This is a genomic window from Priestia sp. TRN 1309, assembly GCF_050846875.1.
GTDB lineage: Bacteria > Bacillota > Bacilli > Bacillales > Bacillaceae_H > Priestia > Priestia zanthoxyli.
In genome coordinates this window covers 89,423-107,090 of the sequence record NZ_JBOZGM010000003.1, presented here as the reverse complement: position 1 = coordinate 107,090, position 17,668 = coordinate 89,423, and the positions used below count along the sequence as shown (strand labels likewise).

Here is a 17,668-nt window from a genome sequence, read left to right as displayed (position 1 = left end):
AAAGAAATGTAAATAACTATATATTACTACTAGCAGGAGGAACAAGAGATGAATCATTTATATGAAGGAAATTTAGTTGGCACAGGATTAAAAATCGGAATCGTGGTAGGGCGTTTTAATGAATTTATTACGGGGCGTTTACTTAGTGGAGCAGAAGATGCGCTTAAACGTCACGGCGTAGCTGATGAAGATGTAGACGTGGCTTGGGTACCGGGCGCTTATGAAATTCCATTAATCGCTAAAAAATTAGCTGAATCTAAAAAATATGACGCGGTTATTACGCTAGGAACGGTTATTCGAGGAGCTACTCCACACTTTGATTTTGTATGTAATGAAGTAGCAAAAGGCGTTGCATCTCAAAGCTTACAAACAGGCGTACCAATTATCTTTGGTGTATTAACAACTGAAACAATTGAGCAAGCAATTGAACGTGCAGGAACAAAAGCAGGAAACAAAGGATGGGAAGCTGCAGCATCAGCTATCGAAATGGCTAACCTTTCAAAAATGATTGAAGGATAATAGAGGTCATTCCAGTTTTTGTAAACTAAAGAGTTAAAAGAGGCTGAAACAAAAGTATGGTAGTTGAAAGAAGATCCGAACGATGAATCGTTCGGATTTTTTCATGGTTAGGGTTACATTACAACGTAGGTTTCCTGTATGTAGGCTTCTAACTGTTGAGTGGAGAGCAGGGCGAAGGCTCCTGTAGGGAAAGCGAAGACTTGCAGGGAAATCACCTGCAGTGCAGCAAGCGATCCATACTATCTCATGTATCCGATTTGTTCGCCTTTAGATTGGATTGATGTAGTATGTCTCAATCTCTTTTGAATAGCAGCTAGCTATGTATAATTTAGCTAAAACGTCTTACTCTAAGTAATAATTAGGTCGTAAAAGGGAGACGTCTATGCCTCATTATACTGCTTTTTTTGCATTGATTATTATCAGCACAGCCGTTTTGCTTACAGTATTCATACGTAAAAAAGATAAAAGGCTAGTCGTTTTGCTTTTTTTTATCATTGGAATGGCTTATGTACTAGAGTATGTTGTATTTGTGTTGTTTGAAAGTTACGAGTACGATCCTGATTTTATGACCAATGAATATTTTGATAATTTGTTTGGGTCCTTAACTTCTCAAACGTTTGCTTTTCCAATCATGGCTATGGTGGTAGCTGCTTATCAATTAAAATTCCGCTATATTTTAATCATTTCGGCTATGTTTATGGGGATTGAAGAATTATTTTTACACTGGGATATTTATACACATCACTGGTGGAAAACAATTTATACAGGCGTTTTAATGACTATAGGCTTTAGTATTTCAAAGATTTGGTATGTATGGCTAACAGAACGGTATATGACATTTGTGCATTACGCTACATTTTTTCTGGGAATGCTCGCCATTACTTCTACTATTATGTTTCTGCTGTTAGCATACTTTCATAATAATTGGTTTTATACGGGATGGTTTGCGTCGGCTACTCATGATTCCGTAAATGCAACGATGATTTATGTTTGTATTGTTACGATTCTCCTCGTTTGGAGTGTAGTCAAAGAATTTTTTATTGGAGCTGGGATCATTATAGCGGGGCTGCGTATAGTAGATATTTTACTAATTCACTATGGGATTTTACTGGTATCTATTACCACTTCACTTGTTCTTTTTACGCTTTTACAAGCGGGTGTATTCATTCTGAGCGTTATGCTTCAAAACTTTATTATGAAAAATTGTTATGGGACGAGCAAAAAAGACGTTGCGTTTCCAGCAAAGAACTACTAAGATAATACGTAACTCAAATAGTTTAGTTCAATAATATTTGAAACAAAGAAAAATGAATTGACGGTTATGCGTATTATTTGTAAGATAGGAAAGCAAATAATAGAAAGCCGAAACAGGGGAGTGAAGGATTCGTGAAAGAGTCCTTTTTTGTAGAAAAGGTACTTAATAATAATGTTTTAATTGCTAAACACCTTACCTATGATGAAGTTGTGCTAATTGGGAAAGGAATAGGGTTCAATAAGAAAAAAGGCGATGAAATCGATGCAAAAGCCGTGGAGAAAATGTTTTTGTTAAAGAGTGAAGAAGAGCAAGAACAGTACAAGCAGCTTTTAGCTCAGGTGGATGAAGACGTGATTGAAATGATGAATGATATTGTAACGCACATTCAAAAGCGTGTTAACATTCCTTTGAATGAGCATATACACATTTCATTGACGGATCATATCGCGTTTGCGATAAAACGTTTTCAGCAGGGAATGGGGCTTAAAAATCCATTTTTACTTGAAACAAAAGCCTTATATCCAGAGGAATACACGATCGCATCTGAAGTGGTAGAAATTATTAGTCGTAAAATAGGCGTGAAGCTTCCAGTAGGAGAGATTGGTTTTATTGCGCTACATATTCACAGCGCGCTGACTGAAAAAAATCTGCTGGAAGTGAATCAAGACTCGCAGCTTATTCAAACGATTATTAATGTGATTGAAGAATCGCTTCATCTGCAGGTAGACAAAGAATCTGTACACTATATGAGATTGATTCGTCATTTGCATTTTGCCATTGATCGAGTAAAAACAGGAGAAAAAATAGAAGAGCCAAAAAAAATTGCTTTGCTATTGAAAGAAGAATATCCTCTGTGTTACAATGTGTCTTGGAAAGTGATAAAAGTAATGCAGCAAGCGTTACATTTACCTGTGTATGAAGCAGAAGCAGTTTACTTAACGATGCATTTGCAGCGACTTATAACAAAAACGGATTTATAAAATCATTTCAATACGTGTTACTGATACGATCAGGCATGAGTGAGAAATGAAGCGATGTGTAATTGGATGAGTGTATCCATTTGTCGTTTCTTTTTCCTCATGCCTTTTTTTGTTATAAGAAAGCGCAATCATTGAAGACTTCGCCTCATAACACCAGGAGATGTAATGAGTTTTCTAGTTAAAGAAAGCGTTTTATGAAAGCGCGTTAATGATTCACGTATCAAATAAATAGCTTGTTGCACACTAAATATATAAAAGGAGGTAAGCGCCATGTTTAAAAAACTTTTTGGAGTATTACAAAAAGTCGGAAAAGCGCTTATGCTACCGGTTGCGATTTTACCGGCAGCAGGGATTTTACTTGGAGTAGGGACAGCGCTTCAAAACCCTACATTGTTGGATGCAGTACCGGCACTTGGTGCAGACTGGGTTCAATTAGTTTCAAATGTTTTGTCGCAGGCGGGTCAAATCGTATTTGACAACTTATCGCTATTGTTTGCCGTTGGTGTTGCCGTTGGTTTAGCCGGTGGTGACGGTGTAGCAGGTATTGCTGCAATCGTAGGTTACTTAATTATGAACAAAACGATGAGCACAATCTTAGTTGCTACAGGACAACTAGATCCTGACAAAATGGGTGCTAATCCAGCTTACACTAGCATCTTAGGAATTCCTACGTTAGCTACGGGTGTATTCGGGGGTATCATAGTAGGTATTTTAGCTTCATCCATGTATAATCGTTATTTCAATATTGAATTACCATCTTACTTAGGGTTCTTTGCAGGAAAACGATTTGTACCAATTATTACTGGGGTATTTTCAATTCTTTTAGGTGTTATTATGATTTTCATTTGGCCGCCAATTCAAAGCGGATTAAATGCTTTCTCTACCAACATGATTGATGCAAACCCAACTTTATCAGCGTTTGTATTTGGATTAATTGAACGTTCATTAATTCCATTTGGACTTCATCACATCTTCTACTCTCCGTTCTGGTTTGAGTTTGGTGATTATGTCAATAAAGCAGGTCAACATATTCATGGTGACCAAAAGATTTTCTTTGCTCAATTAGCAGATGGCGTGCCTTTAACAGCAGGAACATTCCAAGTTGGTAAATTCCCGTTCATGATGTTCGGATTGCCAGCAGCCGCTCTTGCGATTTATCACGAAGCGCGTCCTGAAAACAAAAAATATGTAGCTGGTATCATGGGTTCAGCTGCTTTAACATCTTTCTTAACGGGTATTACAGAGCCGCTTGAGTTCTCGTTCTTATTCGTAGCACCAGTATTATTTGCGATTCACGCAGTATTTGCTGGTTTGTCGTTTATGGTTATGCAATTATTAAATGTTAAAATCGGTATGACATTCTCAGGTGGGGTTATCGATTACGTTCTATTTGGAGTTATGCAAAACCGCACAGCATGGTGGCTAGTTATTCCAGTAGGTTTAGTTCTAGCAGTTATCTACTACTTCGGTTTCCGCTTTGCAATCCGTAAATTTAACTTAAAAACACCGGGTCGTGAAGATAAAGAAGAAGGAGAAGAAGATGTAAAAGTAGAAGCAGCAGAGCTTCCGACAAATATTTTGGCTGCACTTGGCGGTAAAGAAAACATTACACATTTAGATGCTTGTATTACGCGTTTACGTGTTTCAGTAGATGATGTGGGTAACGTTGATAAAAACCGCTTGAAAAAACTTGGAGCAGCTGGTGTTCTTGAAGTTGGTAACAATATTCAAGCTATTTTCGGTCCGAAATCTGACACGTTAAAAGGTCAAATTCAAGACATTATGAATGGCAAAACACCGGTTGTCACAAAAGAAGAGACAAAAACAATTGAAAAACCTGTTGCAACATCTGAAGTAGGAAGCGATAATGGTAATGATATTGTTTCACCGATTGAGGGAGAATTGGTACCTTTATCGGAAGTACCAGATCAGGTATTTTCACAAAAATTAATGGGTGACGGTTTTGCGATTATTCCGAAAACAGGCACAGTAGTTGCACCAGTGGACGGAAAAATAGTAAACTTATTCCCGACGAAACATGCTTTAGGTATTGAATCAACGACTGGACGTGAAATTTTAATTCACGTTGGTATTGATACAGTTAATTTAAAAGGCGAAGGTTTTGAAGCTTTAGTTGCCCAAGGCGATGAAGTGAAAAAAGGACAGCCTCTATTGAAAATTGATTTAGACTTTGTAAAAGAAAATGCGCCATCGACGATTACGCCGATCATTTTCACGAATTTACAAGCTGATGAAAAAATTGATATCTTAAAGCAGGGCCAAGTTTCTCAACAAGAAGCAAATATTATTAACATTTCAAAGTAAAAAGGAGATTGATTTAACATGGCACAAAAAACATTTACAGTAACAGCAGACTCAGGAATTCACGCACGTCCAGCAACAACTTTAGTACAAGCAGCAAGCAAATTTGATTCTGACATCAACTTAGAATTCAACGGTAAAACTGTAAACTTAAAATCAATCATGGGCGTTATGTCTTTAGGTATTCAAAAAGGCGCTACAATCACTATCTCTGCAGAAGGTTCTGACGAAGCAGATGCACTTGCTGCTCTTGAAGATACAATGAGCAAAGAAGGATTAGGCGAATAATGACAAAGGAAATTCAAGGCATTGCCGCTTCTAGCGGCATTGCTATTGCTAAAGCATTTCGTCTAGAAAATCCAGAATTAACCGTTGAAAAAAAATCAGTAACTGAAGTTGAAGCAGAAGTAGCACGTCTAGAAGCTGCGCTAGAGAAATCAAAATCAGAACTTGAAATTATTAGAGAGCATGCTCGTAAAGAACTTGGAGATGACAAAGCAGAAATCTTTGAAGCTCACTTATTAGTTCTAAGCGATCCTGAACTTATTAATCCAATTAAAGATAAAATTACCAATGAAAATGTAAACGCTGAACATGCACTTGATGAAGTAGCGGCAATGTTTATTAATATGTTTGAGTCAATGGACAATGAATATATGAAAGAACGTGCTGCTGATATCCGTGACGTAACAAAACGTGTATTAGCTCATCTTTTAGGTGTAAACGTTTCAAATCCAAGCTTAATCTCAGAAGAAGTTGTCATTATCGCAGAAGATTTAACGCCGTCTGATACAGCACAGTTAAATCGTAAGTTCGTAAAAGGATTTACAACAGATATTGGCGGACGTACTTCTCACTCAGCAATTATGGCGCGTTCAATGGAGATCCCAGCTGTTGTAGGTACAAAAACAGTTATGGAAGACATTCAAAACGGCGTATTAGTAATTGTTGATGGTTTAGATGGCGAAGTTATCGTTGATCCAAGCGAAGAAACAGTAAAAGCTTACGAGAAAAAAGCCGCTGAGTATGCAGAACAAAAAGCTGAGTGGGCTAAGCTTGTAAATGAAAAAACGGTTTCAGCTGATGATCATCACGTTGAACTTGCAGCTAACATTGGTACACCAGAAGATGTAAAAGGCGTATTAGAAAACGGCGGCGAAGGCGTTGGCCTTTATCGTACAGAATTCTTATATATGGGCCGCGAAGATCTTCCGACGGAAGAAGAGCAGTTTACTTCTTATAAAACAGTTCTTGAACGTATGGAAGGCAAACCAGTGGTTGTTCGTACTCTTGACATCGGTGGAGACAAAGAGCTTCCTTATTTAAATCTACCAAAAGAAATGAACCCATTCTTAGGATTCCGTGCTATCCGCTTATGTCTAGAGATGCAAGACATGTTCCGTACACAGCTTCGTGCGCTTCTACGTGCAAGCGTATACGGTAATCTGAAAATTATGTTTCCTATGATTGCTACTGTTGATGAGTTCCGTCAAGCAAAAGCTATTCTTTTAGAAGAAAAAGCAAAACTTCAACAAGAAGGCGTACAAGTTTCGGAAGACATCGAAGTAGGGATGATGGTAGAGATTCCTTCTTCAGCGGTAATCGCAGATTTATTTGCTAAAGAAGTAGATTTCTTCTCTATCGGAACAAACGATTTAATTCAATATACGCTTGCTGCTGACCGCATGAATGAGCGCGTGTCTTATTTATACCAACCGTATAACCCAGCGATTCTTCGCTTAGTGAATATGGTAATCAAAGCGGCTCACAAAGAAGGTAAGTGGGTAGGCATGTGCGGAGAGATGGCAGGAGATGAGATTGCCATTCCAATTCTTTTAGGCTTAGGCTTAGATGAATTCTCAATGAGTGCAACATCTATTCTGAAAGCTCGTTCTCAAATCCGTCAATTATCAAAAGCTGATATCGAACCTCATTTAGATACAATTCTATCAATGTCTTCTACGGAAGAAGTTATTGAGTTCGTAAAATCAACTTTTCATATTGGATAATAAAAAGGTGTGATCATATATGATCACACCTTTTTATCTTTTAAGCGAAAATAGTAGGCAGAAGCATATTCGCAAACAGCATTGTAAGAAGTGCTGCTACGATCATGCCAAGGCTAGAAAAAGTACCTTCAATTTTTCCAAATTCAAAAGCTCTTGCTGTACCTGTCCCATGAGAAGCTACGCCTAAAAGAAGACCTCTTGCTAGAGAAGAGTGCAGTGCGAGGAGCTTAATGAGTTTTGGAGCGACCATACATCCCACTACACCGGTTATAATCACAAACATAATGGTAATATTCGGATCTCCTCCTAGCGTCTGAGATACATTAACAGCAATAGGAATCGTAACCGATCTTGGAATCAAGCTATGAACCAGCGTTGATTGTAAATGAAACACTAATGCTAACAGCATGGAAGAAATCATGGCAGCAAACGTGCCGAGCCCTACGCTTAAGCTGATTTCAACATGATGTTTTTTGAGTAAATCAAAGTATTTAAACATAGGAACAGCAAAAGCAACGGTTGCTGGTCCAAGCATAAAGCTAATAGCACTGGCACCTTGCTTATAATGATCATAAGAGCCATTCGTTACTAATAAGATGCCAATTAAAAGAATGGGGGCTAGTAAAATAGGGGAAACTAGCATAGACTTATATTTTTTATAGAGCACTTTTGTGCCGACATAAACGAGCAGTGTAAGCGGAAGAGCAATCCATGTGAGTAATGTCATTTTAGCGAACCTTCCTTTCTTCTTGAAATATGTTCTGCAATGATTCCCGTTACAGACATCACAATAATCGTACTGATTGTGATAATAATCACAATCTGGATTCCAAAATGCATCAATACATCTCCATAATTGATGAGTCCAACGACGGCTGGTATGAAAAATAATAATAGTTCTCCCACTAACAGTGTTCCACCTTGTTCAACCCAGCTTAATTTAATTACTTTAAAGTACAGTAAGAAAAACAGTAAGAAAAATCCGATGATACTACCTGGCACTGGGAGGTCAAACCACTGTGAAATACTTTCTCCTATTAAAAACAGAGCCGTTAGTAATAAAATCTGTAAAATCACCATAATCAGTTTCATGATTAGCCTCCTTTATTTATGTTTTTATTCATTCATTCCTAGTTTGTTGAGACAATAATGGAGTCGTCTATGCTGAAAAGACGACTCCATCATGGGAAAAGAGAAACTATTTGGATTTTGCAAATGGGGATACAACTTAAGTAAATGAATGCTACACACTTATCTTACAAAAAAACGACTATAATATGAAATATATAATAACTATGATAACTATTCTTTTTAGTTATAGTCGCAAGAAATCTCTTTACAAATGCGTTGGTAACCTTTTCAAAAAAGCGTTTGTGAAATATAAGGTGTAATTATTTAATAAAAGGCAATCAAAAAAAGAAATTGTGACATGCCTACATCCATTCAATCTAAAGACGAACCAATGGGATAAATGATTTAGTATGAATGACTTGTTACACCGCCATGAAAAAAATCCGAACGAGTTTGATTCTTGATGGAGAATCAGGCTCGTTCGGATTTTTAATTAAACTACTTTTGTCTTAGCTTTGTTAAACTGTACTTTTAATATAATCAATAAAAGCCTGCGTAGCATAAGAGATATATCGATCTTTTTTAACAATTAAAGCAATTTCCCATGGAATAGCATTCTCGAGATTAATTACTTTCATATGCTCCAAATCAAGCTTTTCACATAGTGAATAAGGGAAAAGAGCAATGCCGAGATTAGCAGCTACCAGCTCTCCAATGAAGTCCCACTGAGAGCTTTTAAAAGCAATATTAGGCGTAAATCCATTTTTTAAACATTCGTTATAGACCATTTCATGCATGGTGAAGTCTTCATGAAAGGAAATAAGCGTTTCGTCTTTTAACTCTTTTAATGAAATCGTAGAATGCTGAGCCAACGGATGAGATTTATGCACAACAAGCTGCAGCGTTTCTCGAGCTAAAGGAGTCGTAAAGAACATATTTTCATCAACTGGAAGTAAAACTACCCCCACGTCCACTTCTCCTTGTTCCACAAACTTTTGCATTCTTTTAGCGCCATATTCCACTAATTGAATATCAATCTCAGGGTATTGCTCTCGAAATGCTTTAATAATAGTAGGAAAAAACAATGTACCAATAATAGGGGGAATGCCTATTTTGATGGTTCCTCTTTTTAAATGCATTAAATCATAGAGGGAATCCGATAAATCTCGGAGAGAAGATAAAATGCTTTCAGCTTGCTCGTACACAATTATTCCTGCATCGGTAAGCTGCACTTGTTTGCCAGCGCGATCAAACAAAGGTGTGCCGAGCTCTTCTTCTAATGATTTAACCATTTTACTGAGAGAAGGTTGAGAAATATGCAGCGCTTCAGAAGCTCTTGTGAAATTTTTATGTTTAGCCACTTCTGTTAAGTAATGCAAATGGCGAACATCCATTTTGTATACCTCCGTGTTCATACATGCTAATTAATAAGATACACACATTCTACCACATTCACGATCAGCTCTATACCTTTCTGTCCTATCCAATAAAATGATCAGTAGAAGGGGGAGTGAATACAAAAGAAATTGCCAACAATATATATTTACACATTGTTTATTTTAGAAGTATAATATATAAATCAGTAGAACGGTTACATATCGATCACAGAATCAATCAATAAGGTGGTTAGAACGGTTGAGTAAAGCAGATGAAATAAGAGATATCGTTTATATTAATGGCCATGTAAATAAAAAATGCTTTATTACATATGGAATTGAATTTAAAGAGTTTTATCATTCCCTTCCTACGCCGCTTGCAAATATATTATTGTTAAAGCACGGTTTTGAAGACAGTGATTACCATTACCAAACCCATATGGACTATGTAGAAGAAGAACAAATTCATCTTTTAGCAGAGGATGATGTTTATGATTATGGCGATTTTTGTTGGATTGATTTTGAGGATATATCTTCGTTGGATTTGTTAGAACCTCAAGATATTGCAGCGCTGCTGTATTTAGGTCATTTAAAAAAACCGCTCAATTCGCCATTTAATAATAAACTCGGTAATCAATTTGTTTATTTAGCTCACGATGATGGATTTTATAACAAAATCTATTTTCGAGACGTGTATGATATGAAGCACATTTTAAGTCGAATCATTCCGTTAAAAATGTCAGCAATTAAGCAAAAAAGATTTGTATTTAGAAGGAAGAAGTTAGAATATCCGATTTTGCCGCTCGTGTTAGCAAATACGCTTCTTACTTTAACGAATGACGGTTTGTTTATTGATTTTGAACATATGGTTCAATCCCGTAAAGATATTAAAATTCCTTTGTATACAATCGGTGATTTTGACGATATGAATGAAATGTATAATGATCGGTTTGAGCACAAAGAGATGAGTAAATTGCAGGCGCATCTTGTTCTGACTCATAAAGAACTGGAGTGGAGCATTGAAGAAGTTCAATAATCTAAAAAGAAGTTGAGACATAACGCAATGAATCCAATCAACTGCTAGAAGGAACGAGACAGATAAAACTATATTCACCATCACAAAAAAACGAACCACTAATCAAACATGTTGATTAATGGTTCGTTTTTCACTTGGGCTAAAATGCTTTTGTCCCAGCCTCTTTTTGAATAGACGTATAAAATGGATTTTTCCATTCCATTAGTACGGCGTAGTTGTGTGAATCTTCATCTTCAATATAGTTTGCTGCGAGGCCAATAGGCGTTCTGCCACAACGCATCAAAAAGGTCATAACGGGGTCGTAGAGAGTTCCGGCTGATACAAGGTTCATATATTCAACGGGCGTGTACAAGGAAGACACTGGTGCGTATCCAGGGATGCGGCACCCGCCGAGCAGCCTTTCTAACTTGTAATGAATCACCACTTCATATAAAGACTGCAACAGCAGCTTCCCAAGCCCCATTGATCGATGCGAAGGAGTGACGCACACGTCCACTACATAAAGCGTATTACCAGAAGGGTCGTGCGTATGAATATATCCGCTTCCTGTTACTTCATCCCATGTGTGAGCCGCATTTCCTTCCACTGAAACAATCGCGCTTGTGATAGATCCGCATATTGTCCCGTCTATCTCCACGCATAGCGCTCCATCCGGAAAAAGGGAAACATGGTTATTTAACTGATCTTTACTCCATAATAATTCAGAAGGGAAAGGAGGGGGAAAACTTTCTTCTTGAATCCGAATCAACTCATCAAAATCATTCGATGTATATGATCGTACCGTACATATTACAGGCTTATTTTGATGAAAGACAAAGCATTGCTTTTTATACACTGCTTTTTTGCCTCCTTTAAGAAATAATTTTCAGATAATTATACCATATGGAAAAAAGAAATTATTTCATATTTATTGAAGAATTTGACGAGAACGTGATAAAGTTAAAAAGATTCGAACTATTAGATGAGGTGAAAGAAATGGATGTTGAATTAAAAGGAAAAACAGCGCTTGTATTTGCAGCCAGCCAAGGGCTTGGCAAAGCGATTGCTGCTAGACTCGCAGAAGAAGGCGCAAACGTTATGATTGCAAGTCGTTCAGAAGAGAAACTAGCCCAAGTAGCAGAAGAGATTTCATACCTTGGAAGCGGACAAGTGTTACATAAAACGGCAGACGTTACAAAAACAGAGGACATTCAAGATGTTATTCAATATACAGTAGATACGTTTGGAACTATTGATATTTTAATTAATAATACAGGAGGTCCTAAAGCTGGGAATTTCCTTTCGTTAACAGATGATGATTGGAAGCAGGCATTTGAGTTAAATCTCCTCAGCTATATTCGTATTATTCGTGAGGTAGTGCCCTTTATGAAAAAGAGCGGAGGACGTATTGTCAATATTGCTTCTTCTTCCATTAAAGAGCCAATTGCTGGACTTATTCTGTCAAATACCTTCCGTACAGGAATCGTGGGACTTACGAAAACACTTGCTTCAGAACTAGCAGAGGACGGTATCTTAATTAACACGGTTGCGCCAGGAAGAATTGCAACAGACCGAGTGAAAGAGCTAGATACCATTCGTGCTGAAAAAATGGGAGTAGACGTTTTAGAAGTTGAAGAAGAGATGAGAAACCAAATTCCTCTTAAGCGCTACGGTCAGCCTGAAGAGTTTGCTAAAGCCGTTGCTTTCTTTGTTTCGGGAGCGAATTCATATATGACAGGCCAGTCGTTTCTAATCGACGGAGGCATGGTGAAATCCATTTAGTTACATAGAAAAACCCTGCAGCTGCAGGGTTTTTTGTTAAATCCAAGTTGTAACTTGATCTAATGGTAAACGATCGCTAGCATGTGCTTCTTTAGCTGCTTTTCCAACTGAAATAAGCATAACTGGAATGTATCGATCCTCAATTTTAAACTCTTCTACAAATTTTTGTGCGTTAAATCCGCCCATTGAACATGTGTCATATCCTTTTGCTTTTGCTGCAAGCATGAATGTCATAGATGCAAGCGAAGCATTTGTAAACGCGGCATCGCGGGCGAAAGCACCGTTTTTATAAGCGCCGTTAATTTGTCCTGACAAAATGTTTTTTACGTCTTCTGTCATGTGACCTGCTTCGACTAGTGGGTTGTACACGTCATCTACATTTTTATTGGCTTCTAAATCACCTAACACAGCTACTACAGCGCCTGCTTCTGTAATTTGTTTTTGGTTGTAAGCAATTGGAAGTAGACGTTCTTTCGCATCTTGGTCTGTAATAACAACGAAATGCCAGTGCTGTAAGTTCCAAGCTGATGGTGACTTCACTGTTGCTTCTAAAAGTTCCGTTAATTCTTCTTTGCTTAATTTAGCTGAAGAGTCATATTCTCGAATCGATGTACGTTCATTTACCACATCAAAAAAATCTTTTGTCATAATAAAAACCTCCGTTAAAAGTATGTATTTCTTTAGTGAATCGATGCACATTTTATAATGATACACTATTGAAGTCAATTTATATGCTTCTAGTATACCCGCTCTTATGTGCTATCACTCACAAAAAAATGCATACACTTCTTACCATCGGTTTAACGTGATTGACGAGATGTAAGATAAGCTTCAATTCGATCACAGGCTTCACGCAGCGTGTTCATGGAATACGCATACGACAGGCGTACATATCCTTCACCGTGGGAAGAAAAAGCGCTGCCGGGTACTAGTGCAACACCCGCTTCTTTGACTAACTCCAGGGCAAAATCAAATGAATTACTGTGGAAGTTCTGGATAGAAGGGAAGATATAAAAAGCACCAGTCGGCTTTTCTACGTCAAATCCCATGTTTACTAGTCGGTCATACACATAATTCAGTCTTTGTTCGTATTCTTTTTTCATATCCACCGCATCGTTTTTACCTGCTGTCAGTGCCTCGAGTGCAGCTGCTTGAGAGACAGAAGAAGCACAGCTCACGTTGTATTGATGAACTTTTAAAATATGTTTGGCTAAATAAGAAGGAGCAAATAAAAGACCAATTCGCCAGCCCGTCATGGAGTGAGACTTTGATACTCCGTTAATAACAATTGTTTTCTCTCTCATAGATGAAATGGAGGCAATGGACTGATGTTTTTTATCAAAAACGAGCTCGCTGTATATTTCATCAGATAGTACAAAAATATTTTTATCGCTTAAAAGAGCGGAAATTTCTTCTAATTCTTGCTGTGACAACGTCACGCCTGTAGGATTAGACGGATAAGGTAAGATGACGCATCTTGTTTTAGAGGTCAAATGTTGTTCGATTAAATCCGCAGTTAGTCGAAATCCTGTTTCGGTTGTATCAATATGTACAGGTTTAGCCCTGTTTAACCGGATAAGCGGTTCGTATCCTGGATAAACAGGTCCAGGCAAAATAACTTCGGAATCTTCTTCTAAAATGGTGCGAAGAGCAATATCAATTGCTTGACTAGCTCCAATGGTCACAATTACTTCATCCGCTGGGTTATAGTGCAAGTCATATTTTTCTTTGACAAATTGAGCTGCTGCCTCGCGCAGTTCGATTGTTCCAGCATTGTGGGTATAAGAAGTTTGGTTACCATCAATTGCAGATTTTGCCGCTTCTTTTACATGCTGTGGTGTTAAGAAGTCAGGTTGTCCAATTGTGAGGGATAAAACATCTTGGTATTGTGAGACCATATTATAAAATGTACGTATTCCTGATAGTTCAATTTCTTTGACACGTTTATTGATTAAGTGCTCCATGGTTTCAAATCCTTCCGCGTATTTTCAACTCATTTTATCACAATGAAAATAGGTAAAAAACCACTATTTGCGCATTTTGCAAATAGTGGTTTTAAGTTAGGTGTTATATAGCTTATTATAAGCAGTTGTTAGTTCATAAAATTGTTCTTCATCTCTGTTATCTAACGCATCGTCGATAAGAGATTTCAAATGCTGTTTATTAAAGTTTGTACTCATAGTCGTCAAAATACGATTGGCCTCTTTTGCGTAATAGTGTTGGTAAGGTGTGTACTGAGATGAGTGAGGATAGTGATTCATATTTTTTCGATAAGAACTCATAACATAAACCTCCTTTTTTAAAATAAAACGCAGCTTCTATTACTTGAAATGTACCCTTTCTATATAGTTGTTAACCCTGTTTTTAACTGCGAATGTGCTAAGGTATGTGTTAGGAAATCAGAGGTTCCTTGCTTCACGCTCAATTCTAGATTCAAAAAAATAAGTGAATAAAAAGACCTGCATATATATGCAGGTCTTGTATATTAGTCAGTGTGTATTTGGCCTTCACGCCAATAAACGGGGGAAACGTAGCCAAAATCAACTTCATGATCGTCCAATGTGACAACGCAGTGATCAGAGCCTTCTTGTTCTTTAATATCTTGATATACAGCTTCTTCTACGTTTTCAATAATGGTCATTTCATTATCGTCATTAAAAAGAATGACGGAGCCTTTCATATTACGAACACCTTCTTTTAAGATTATTCATTCACTTTGTGTAGTATAAACCGTTTTGGCTGTAGAGTCCACAGCTATCTTCGATTTCTTGTTAAAAATTTGTGAACAGGCTTTTAGGAATGAATAAGAAACCCTCTAAATAGAAGAGTAACCGACTTGTCTATTCTTTCTTGAAGGGTAGCAGAGTCGGGTTGGTTAGTACACCAGTAGAGAAGGGTGCCAAAAAAATTAAGTATAGCAATAGAAGCCATTTCTTCGGCAGGGATATCGACTATAAGTTCACCTCGGTCTTGTCCTGTTTGAAAAACTTTTGTAAAATGAGCGCGCATTTTTTCAATTTGAAGAATTTCAGATTGTTGAAAGGAACTGTTGGTAATAGCAATATGAAACCAAGAACGGATTAGGTGAGGGTTCGCTTCTTCGTTTGATTGTGCTAGTAATAAAAACAGTTGTTTGACAATGGCAGCAGTTGATTCTTCGGTTTGAAGGAGCTGTTCTAATTTATAGGAGATACGGTTTGTGAAATTAATTCCAAGGTAGTGAAGAACTTCTTCTTTTGTTTTGAAGTAATTAAAAAATGTTCCCTTTGCTACACCCGCTTCATGCGTAATTTGAGACACAGTCGTTTTTTGATATCCCTGCTGTTGGAATAAAGAGATAGCTGCTTTTTGGATGCGTTTTTTTGTTTCTTCTTTTTGTAATCCTCTGTTCATAAATTACACCTCATTTGAATAGGAGTGGTCGTTTGACTCAAGTTCATAAGCTAGTATAGAGAAGTAAAGTAGAGCAAGTAAAAAACTGAGCAGAGGATAAGACGAAAGGGATCAACGCTCATGTTTTTATATAGTATATAATATTCTGTTAATTCGTAAAACAATATTTTATGTATATGTTTTAGGGAAAAAGGATAATAAAATAAGAAAATTTTTCTTTACGGATATAAGAGGCGGTCACTATAATAGGAAATATGGACTATTAGATAAGCGGGTGAGATGAGAGGAGTAAGTGATATGAATCAAGATAAAGGAATACTGTTAGAAAGTGGTACAAACGAACTGGAAATTGTCGAATTTGAGATAGGAAATGTTTTATTTGGCATCAATGTAGTAAAAGTTAGAGAGATTATTAATCCTGTATCTATTACACCTGTTCCAAATGCGCATTCTTACATAGAAGGTATTATAGAGCTAAGAGGAGAAGTTCTTCCTGTCGTTGACATAGCAAAAGCGTTAAAAATGGAACCTTCAAATACGCCGGAAAAAGATAAGTTAATCGTCACAGAGTTCAATCAGCAAAAAATAGTCTTTCACACACACGCAGTAACGCAAATTCACCGTATTTCTTGGAAAGAAATTGAGAAGCCTTCAGATTTGTATCAAGGTTTGGAAACGCAGATTACTGGAGTGGTAAAATTAAACGGGCAAATGCTTCTGCTGTTAGACTTCGAAAAGTTGATTTCTGATGTGAACCCTGATGCGGGTATTAATCAGTCGAAAATAAAAAAGCTAGGGGCTAGAGAACGTTCTAATAAAAAGATTGTCGTGGCTGAAGACTCGCCGCTGCTGCGCCGAATGATTGAAGATACTCTTGCACAAGCAGGTTATGAGAACACGGAATTTTTCGAGAACGGTGAGGAAGCATGGAACTATCTAAGCTCGGTGATCGATGAAGGAGTGGAAATCAGTGATCAAGTCCAGCTGCTTATTACAGATATAGAAATGCCGCAAATGGATGGACATCATTTAACTAAAAAAGTGAAAGAAAATCCTCAGCTTTCTATCCTTCCAGTTATTATTTTCTCTTCTCTTATCACAGAAGATTTACGTCACAAGGGAAAAATGGTAGGAGCGGAAGGACAAGTAAGTAAGCCTGAAATCGGAGAGCTTGTTGAGTTGATTGATCTCTATATTTTGTAGGAAGACAAAAAAGTGCCTGGAAGCAGATTGCTCCACTTCAGGCACTTTTTTTAAAAATAACTTTTACCCAGCGGTTTAAACACAGGTGCTTGCCGTTTTCTTGGAGTCGAAACAGGGCTTTTAGCCGGCTGTACGAGATGACCCGTATATTTAGATAATAAGCGCTTCGCATAAGATAATGACATAGTCGTTTTGGGATTTCGATACTGATGGTTTAAATGGCCGAGGTGTGATAACTCTTTGAAGTCTTCTTTCTTTGGAGGCATATGGAAAAAGTAGTCTCCAACTGATACAAGTACATCTGATTTTTGTTGACTTTTACCAGGGTTTGGCGAAAAGTGAAGTCCTTCTTTTTTTGCTTTTCCTTCTAAAATTAGTTGATCTAATGCAATTTTCTTTAACGTATATAACTGCTTAGGATCAGGAGCAGCTTTTGCGTGACGATTTACAGTGAAAATAGCTTGTGCAATCTCAGATACAGACGGGGTCAAAGAGCCTTGTCCATTTGCTTGAGACATACGTTCACTCCCTTTCTATCATATCAGCTGTTCAACCTATAAGGTGAAAGGTGAAAGCTGATACGTTCATTATAGCGTGTCTTGTCCCATTTGAAAATAATTACACGAAGAAGTATTTTGGTAATTAATGAAATTTCCTATGTATAGGGTTTGTTTTGTTACGCTTCCTTATACAAGTAAAGTGGAACAGCACGCCATACTTTCTATTTTTAAAAAATGCTGCTC

The 17,668-nt window shown here is 37.4% G+C and carries 19 protein-coding genes; 9 read left to right on the top strand and 10 right to left on the bottom strand.

Translation table 11 applies throughout. The annotated features are described in order from the left end of the window. The first annotated feature begins 48 nt into the window (after positions 1-48). From ribH to ptsP, 6 genes are all read left to right on the top strand, one after another. Complete coding sequence (gene ribH / locus ACRPLQ_RS12850) at positions 49-519, top strand: 6,7-dimethyl-8-ribityllumazine synthase (protein ID WP_013056007.1); 471 nt, start codon at positions 49-51, stop codon at positions 517-519. Between the two features lie 382 nt (positions 520-901). Further along, on the top strand, positions 902-1,774 hold the full coding sequence (locus tag ACRPLQ_RS12845) for a hypothetical protein (RefSeq protein ID WP_165635675.1): 873 nt from the start codon (positions 902-904) through the stop codon (positions 1,772-1,774). Positions 1,775-1,905: 131 nt separating this feature from the next. Then, positions 1,906-2,754, top strand: coding sequence for a glucose PTS transporter transcription antiterminator GlcT (gene glcT, locus ACRPLQ_RS12840; protein ID WP_165635676.1), 849 nt, complete (start codon positions 1,906-1,908; stop codon positions 2,752-2,754). Between the two features lie 270 nt (positions 2,755-3,024). Next, on the top strand, positions 3,025-5,079 hold the full coding sequence (gene ptsG / locus ACRPLQ_RS12835) for a glucose-specific PTS transporter subunit IIBC (RefSeq protein WP_028414132.1): 2,055 nt from the start codon (positions 3,025-3,027) through the stop codon (positions 5,077-5,079). Between the two features lie 18 nt (positions 5,080-5,097). Then, entirely contained in the window at positions 5,098-5,364 is a 267-nt protein-coding gene (locus ACRPLQ_RS12830; protein ID WP_013056011.1) for a phosphocarrier protein HPr, read from the top strand. After that, positions 5,364-7,085, top strand: coding sequence for a phosphoenolpyruvate--protein phosphotransferase (ptsP, locus tag ACRPLQ_RS12825; protein WP_013082261.1), 1,722 nt, complete (start codon positions 5,364-5,366; stop codon positions 7,083-7,085). The genes ACRPLQ_RS12830 and ptsP overlap by 1 nt, the downstream gene beginning before the upstream one ends. 40 nt (positions 7,086-7,125) lie before the next feature. Here the strand turns inward: ptsP and ACRPLQ_RS12820 are convergent, their stop codons facing one another. From ACRPLQ_RS12820 to ACRPLQ_RS12810, 3 genes are all read right to left on the bottom strand, one after another. Beyond that, a complete protein-coding gene (locus ACRPLQ_RS12820) occupies positions 7,126-7,812 on the bottom strand; it encodes an LrgB family protein (RefSeq protein ID WP_165635677.1) in 687 nt (228 codons plus the stop codon). Beyond that, positions 7,809-8,177, bottom strand: coding sequence for a CidA/LrgA family holin-like protein (locus tag ACRPLQ_RS12815; protein WP_014461029.1), 369 nt, complete (start codon positions 8,175-8,177; stop codon positions 7,809-7,811). The genes ACRPLQ_RS12820 and ACRPLQ_RS12815 overlap by 4 nt, the downstream gene beginning before the upstream one ends. A 497-nt stretch (positions 8,178-8,674) precedes the next feature. Next, complete coding sequence (locus tag ACRPLQ_RS12810) at positions 8,675-9,550, bottom strand: LysR family transcriptional regulator (RefSeq protein ID WP_033578395.1); 876 nt, start codon at positions 9,548-9,550, stop codon at positions 8,675-8,677. 241 nt (positions 9,551-9,791) lie between these two features. Here ACRPLQ_RS12810 and ACRPLQ_RS12805 point away from each other — a divergent pair, with 241 nt between their 5' ends. Then, positions 9,792-10,568: a hypothetical protein gene (locus ACRPLQ_RS12805; RefSeq protein WP_047751395.1), complete on the top strand. Its 777-nt coding sequence runs from the start codon at positions 9,792-9,794 to the stop codon at positions 10,566-10,568. 139 nt (positions 10,569-10,707) lie between these two features. Here the strand turns inward: ACRPLQ_RS12805 and ACRPLQ_RS12800 are convergent, their stop codons facing one another. Further along, entirely contained in the window at positions 10,708-11,403 is a 696-nt protein-coding gene (locus tag ACRPLQ_RS12800) for a GNAT family N-acetyltransferase (RefSeq protein WP_033578397.1), read from the bottom strand. 140 nt (positions 11,404-11,543) lie between these two features. Here ACRPLQ_RS12800 and ACRPLQ_RS12795 point away from each other — a divergent pair, with 140 nt between their 5' ends. After that, positions 11,544-12,329, top strand: a complete 786-nt coding sequence (locus tag ACRPLQ_RS12795) for an SDR family oxidoreductase (protein WP_028414127.1) — start codon at positions 11,544-11,546, stop codon at positions 12,327-12,329. Between the two features lie 36 nt (positions 12,330-12,365). Here ACRPLQ_RS12795 and ACRPLQ_RS12790 read toward each other — a convergent pair whose 3' ends face one another. The 5 genes from ACRPLQ_RS12790 to ACRPLQ_RS12770 form a co-directional block, all read right to left on the bottom strand. Beyond that, a complete protein-coding gene (locus tag ACRPLQ_RS12790) occupies positions 12,366-12,977 on the bottom strand; it encodes a nitroreductase family protein (RefSeq protein ID WP_014461024.1) in 612 nt (203 codons plus the stop codon). A gap of 152 nt (positions 12,978-13,129) precedes the next feature. Then, complete coding sequence (locus ACRPLQ_RS12785) at positions 13,130-14,293, bottom strand: aminotransferase A (RefSeq protein ID WP_432236036.1); 1,164 nt, start codon at positions 14,291-14,293, stop codon at positions 13,130-13,132. A 96-nt stretch (positions 14,294-14,389) separates the two neighbouring features. Further along, on the bottom strand, positions 14,390-14,611 hold the full coding sequence (locus tag ACRPLQ_RS12780; protein ID WP_047751393.1) for an IDEAL domain-containing protein: 222 nt from the start codon (positions 14,609-14,611) through the stop codon (positions 14,390-14,392). A gap of 203 nt (positions 14,612-14,814) precedes the next feature. Continuing rightward, positions 14,815-15,009: a hypothetical protein gene (locus ACRPLQ_RS12775; RefSeq protein WP_013056022.1), complete on the bottom strand. Its 195-nt coding sequence runs from the start codon at positions 15,007-15,009 to the stop codon at positions 14,815-14,817. A 113-nt stretch (positions 15,010-15,122) separates the two neighbouring features. Continuing rightward, positions 15,123-15,722, bottom strand: coding sequence for a TetR/AcrR family transcriptional regulator (locus tag ACRPLQ_RS12770; protein WP_013082269.1), 600 nt, complete (start codon positions 15,720-15,722; stop codon positions 15,123-15,125). Between the two features lie 297 nt (positions 15,723-16,019). Here ACRPLQ_RS12770 and ACRPLQ_RS12765 point away from each other — a divergent pair, with 297 nt between their 5' ends. Next, positions 16,020-16,925, top strand: coding sequence for a chemotaxis protein (locus ACRPLQ_RS12765; protein ID WP_048020021.1), 906 nt, complete (start codon positions 16,020-16,022; stop codon positions 16,923-16,925). Between the two features lie 50 nt (positions 16,926-16,975). Here ACRPLQ_RS12765 and ACRPLQ_RS12760 read toward each other — a convergent pair whose 3' ends face one another. Then, on the bottom strand, positions 16,976-17,443 hold the full coding sequence (locus ACRPLQ_RS12760; protein WP_013056025.1) for a YkyB family protein: 468 nt from the start codon (positions 17,441-17,443) through the stop codon (positions 16,976-16,978). Between the last annotated feature and the right edge of the window lie 225 nt (positions 17,444-17,668).

Excerpts from the sequence above, each read along its gene's own strand:
- ACRPLQ_RS12810 (WP_033578395.1), bottom strand. The coding sequence starts at position 9,550 with ATGGATGTTCGCCATTTGCATTACTTAACAGAAGTGGCTAAACATAAA.
- ACRPLQ_RS12770 (WP_013082269.1), bottom strand. The coding sequence starts at position 15,722 with ATGAACAGAGGATTACAAAAAGAAGAAACAAAAAAACGCATCCAAAAA.
- ACRPLQ_RS12785 (WP_432236036.1), bottom strand. The coding sequence starts at position 14,293 with ATGGAGCACTTAATCAATAAACGTGTCAAAGAAATTGAACTATCAGGA.
- ACRPLQ_RS12820 (WP_165635677.1), bottom strand. The coding sequence starts at position 7,812 with ATGACATTACTCACATGGATTGCTCTTCCGCTTACACTGCTCGTTTAT.
- ptsP (WP_013082261.1), top strand. The coding sequence starts at position 5,364 with ATGACAAAGGAAATTCAAGGCATTGCCGCTTCTAGCGGCATTGCTATT.
- ACRPLQ_RS12760 (WP_013056025.1), bottom strand. The coding sequence starts at position 17,443 with ATGTCTCAAGCAAATGGACAAGGCTCTTTGACCCCGTCTGTATCTGAG.
- ACRPLQ_RS12765 (WP_048020021.1), top strand. The coding sequence starts at position 16,020 with ATGAATCAAGATAAAGGAATACTGTTAGAAAGTGGTACAAACGAACTG.
- ptsG (WP_028414132.1), top strand. The coding sequence starts at position 3,025 with ATGTTTAAAAAACTTTTTGGAGTATTACAAAAAGTCGGAAAAGCGCTT.
- ACRPLQ_RS12790 (WP_014461024.1), bottom strand. The coding sequence starts at position 12,977 with ATGACAAAAGATTTTTTTGATGTGGTAAATGAACGTACATCGATTCGA.
- ACRPLQ_RS12780 (WP_047751393.1), bottom strand. The coding sequence starts at position 14,611 with ATGAGTTCTTATCGAAAAAATATGAATCACTATCCTCACTCATCTCAG.
- ACRPLQ_RS12830 (WP_013056011.1), top strand. The coding sequence starts at position 5,098 with ATGGCACAAAAAACATTTACAGTAACAGCAGACTCAGGAATTCACGCA.
- ACRPLQ_RS12795 (WP_028414127.1), top strand. The coding sequence starts at position 11,544 with ATGGATGTTGAATTAAAAGGAAAAACAGCGCTTGTATTTGCAGCCAGC.
- ACRPLQ_RS12815 (WP_014461029.1), bottom strand. The coding sequence starts at position 8,177 with ATGAAACTGATTATGGTGATTTTACAGATTTTATTACTAACGGCTCTG.
- ACRPLQ_RS12775 (WP_013056022.1), bottom strand. The coding sequence starts at position 15,009 with ATGAAAGGCTCCGTCATTCTTTTTAATGACGATAATGAAATGACCATT.
- ACRPLQ_RS12845 (WP_165635675.1), top strand. The coding sequence starts at position 902 with ATGCCTCATTATACTGCTTTTTTTGCATTGATTATTATCAGCACAGCC.
- ribH (WP_013056007.1), top strand. The coding sequence starts at position 49 with ATGAATCATTTATATGAAGGAAATTTAGTTGGCACAGGATTAAAAATC.